This is a genomic window from Streptomyces sp. Ru71, from assembly GCF_002920535.1.
In the GTDB taxonomy this organism is placed as follows: domain Bacteria; phylum Actinomycetota; class Actinomycetes; order Streptomycetales; family Streptomycetaceae; genus Streptomyces.
Window position 1 is genome coordinate 1 of record NZ_PQSS01000160.1, and the last position, 2,900, is coordinate 2,900.

Below are 2,900 nucleotides of genomic sequence, written 5' to 3' on the forward strand. Positions count from 1 at the left end.
CTCGGCGACCGGCTCCAGCAGATGGATCTTGGCGTCGGCCGCGGCCTCCCGCAGGGCGAGCGCGCCCGCGGTCTGGAAGGCGGCGTCGGAGGAGTCCACCGAGTGCGCCTTGCCGTCCAGCAGCGTGACCCGCACGTCGATCAGCGGGTAGCCGGCCGCGACGCCCTTGGCCGCCTGCGCCCGTACCCCCTTCTCGACCGACGGGATGAACTGCCGGGGCACGGCGCCGCCGACCACCTTGTCGACGAACTCGATGCCCGAGCCGCCGGGCAGCGGTTCCACCTCGATCTCGCAGATGGCGTACTGCCCGTGCCCGCCGGACTGCTTCACATGCCGGCCGCGCCCGGCCGACCTGTTCGCGAAGGTCTCCCGCAGGGACACCCGGTGCGGTACGACGTCGACCTGCACCCCGTAACGGGTGCGCAGCCGCTCCAGCGCGACGTCGGCGTGCGCCTCGCCCAGGCACCACAGGACGACCTGGTGGGTGTCCTGGTTCTGCTCCAGGCGCATCGTCGGGTCCTCGGCGACCAGCCGGGCCAGGCCCTGGGAGAGCTTGTCCTCGTCGGCCTTGCTGTGTGCCTGGATGGCCTGCGGCAGCAGCGGGTCCGGCATCTGCCAGGGCTCCATCAGCAGCGGGTCGTCCTTGGCGGACAGCGTGTCCCCGGTCTCGGCGCGGCCCAGCTTCGCCACGCACACCAGATCGCCCGCGACGGCGTGCGTCACCGGCCGCTGCTGCTTGCCGAACGGGGTCGACAGGGCGCCGATCTTCTCGTCGACGTCGTGGTCCTCGTGGCCGCGGTCGGCCAGGCCGTGCCCGGAGACGTGCACCGTCTGGTCGGGGCGCAGGGTGCCGGAGAAGACGCGTACCAGCGAGATCCGGCCGACGTAGGGGTCGGAGGAGGTCTTGACGACCTCGGCGACCAGCGGGCCGTCGGTGTCGCACGGCTTGAGCTCGCGCGGGGTGCCGTCGATGGTCGTCACCGTGGGCGTGGGGTGCTCGAACGGGGTCGGGAACCCGCCGGTGATCAGCTCCAGCAGCTCCACCGTGCCGATGCCCTGCCGGGCGCCCTCGGCGGCCGGGGCGGCGGCCAGGACGGGGAAGAACGTGCCGCGTGCCACGGCCCGCTCCAGGTCCTGGATCAGGGTCTTCAGCTCGACCTGCTCACCGCCGAGGTAGCGGTCCATGAGGGTCTCGTCCTCGCTCTCGGCGATGATCCCCTCGATGAGCCGGTTGCGGGCCTCCTCGATGCCCGGCAGCTGGTCCTCGCCGGGCTCGGACTCCTTGCGCTCGCCGGTGGAGTAGTCGAACAGCTTCTGGGTGAGCAGTCCGATCAGCCCGGTCACGGGCGCGTGCCCGTCCGGCGCCTGCGGGCCGTGCAGCGGCAGGTACAGCGGCAGGACGGCGTCGGGGTCGTCGCCGCCGAAGGCCTCGGCGCAGATCCGGGTCATCTCCTCGAAGTTCGCGCGGGCCGCCTCCAGGTGCGTGACGACGATGGCGCGTGGCATGCCGACGGCGGCGCACTCGTCCCACACCATGCGGGTCGAGCCGTCCACGCCGTCCGAGGCCGAGACGACGAAGAGGGCCGCGTCCGCCGCGCGCAGACCGGCCCGCAGTTCCCCGACGAAGTCGGCGTATCCGGGGGTGTCCAGCAGGTTGATCTTGATGCCGTCCCATTCGACGGGCACCAGGGAGAGCTGTACCGAGCGCTGCTGGCGGTGCTCGATGTCGTCGTAGTCGGAGACGGTGCCGCCGTCCTCCACGCGGCCCGCCCGGTTCACCGCCCCCGCGGTCAGCGCGAGAGCCTCCACCAGAGTCGTCTTGCCCGATCCGGAGTGGCCGACCAGCACCACATTCCGAATGGACGCGGGGTGGTCGGCCGCCGTAGCCCTGCCGGCGGCTCCGGGATGGGTTTGTGCCTTGTCGCCCATGATCCTGCCTCCCGTGCACGGTGAGGTCACTGTGGGCGCGGACACGCGGGAGCCCGCGTGTGGGCGGCTCCGGCGACGCCCGCGTCCTTCGAGCTTTCCACTCCCGTAACGCCGCGTCCATACGACGGACGCCGCCGCGCCGTGACCTGCGGCCCGTCGGTTCGAGACACGGCCTGGGGTGCCCGCCCCTCACCCGCACGCGCGCGTGGCTACGATGGGCCAGCCGGTGGCCAGCAGGGGCCGCTCGCGACACCGACCAGTCGGGAAGGCCATGCTGAACAAGTACGCGCGTGCTTTCTTCACGCGTGTTCTCACGCCGTTCGCCGCGTTTCTCATCCGCCGGGGCGTCAGCCCCGACACGGTCACGCTGATCGGCACCGCCGGAGTGATCGCCGGAGCGCTGGTCTTCTACCCCCGGGGCGAGTTCTTCTGGGGCACGGTCGTGATCACGCTGTTCGTCTTCTCCGACCTGGTCGACGGCAACATGGCGCGGCAGCTGGGCCGCTCCAGCCGCTGGGGCGCCTTCCTCGACTCCACGCTCGACCGGGTCGCCGACGGCGCCATCTTCGGCGGCTTCGCGCTCTGGTACGCCGGGAACGGGAACGACAACGTGCTGTGCGCGGTGTCCATCTTCTGCCTGGCCAGCGGGCAGGTGGTGTCGTACACCAAGGCGCGCGGCGAGTCGATCGGGCTGCCCGTCGCCGTGAACGGTCTCGTGGAGCGGGCCGAGCGGCTGGTGATCTCGCTGGTCGCGGCCGGTTTCGCGGGCCTGCACAAGTTCGGCGTGCCCGGCATCCAGTACCTGCTGCCCGTCGCCCTGTGGATCGTCGCCGTCGGCAGCCTGGTCACGCTGATCCAGCGGGTCGTCACCGTGCGCCGCGAGTCGGCGGAGGCGGAGGCCGCGGCCGCCGCGACGCCCGGTGAGCCGCAGGGGAGGGAGACGGCGAAGTGAGCGCCCAGGAGCGGCTGAC

Annotated in this window: 2 protein-coding genes; one reads left to right on the forward strand and one right to left on the reverse strand. The window is 72.1% G+C overall.

Annotated features, from left to right (window positions below; translation table 11 throughout):
- The coding region (locus tag C3489_RS37945; RefSeq protein ID WP_103786674.1) for an elongation factor G-like protein EF-G2 at nt 1-1,929 on the reverse strand (1,929 nt) is incomplete at its 3' end.
- Between the two features lie 214 nt (nt 1,930-2,143).
- Here C3489_RS37945 and pgsA point away from each other — a divergent pair.
- Nucleotides 2,144-2,881 (forward strand): phosphatidylinositol phosphate synthase, encoded by a 738-nt coding sequence (pgsA, locus tag C3489_RS37950; protein WP_103786673.1) that lies wholly within the window; start codon nt 2,144-2,146, stop codon nt 2,879-2,881.
- Nucleotides 2,882-2,900: the final 19 nt, after the last annotated feature.

Excerpts from the sequence above, each read along its gene's own strand:
- pgsA (WP_103786673.1), top strand. The coding sequence starts at position 2,144 with ATGGGCCAGCCGGTGGCCAGCAGGGGCCGCTCGCGACACCGACCAGTC.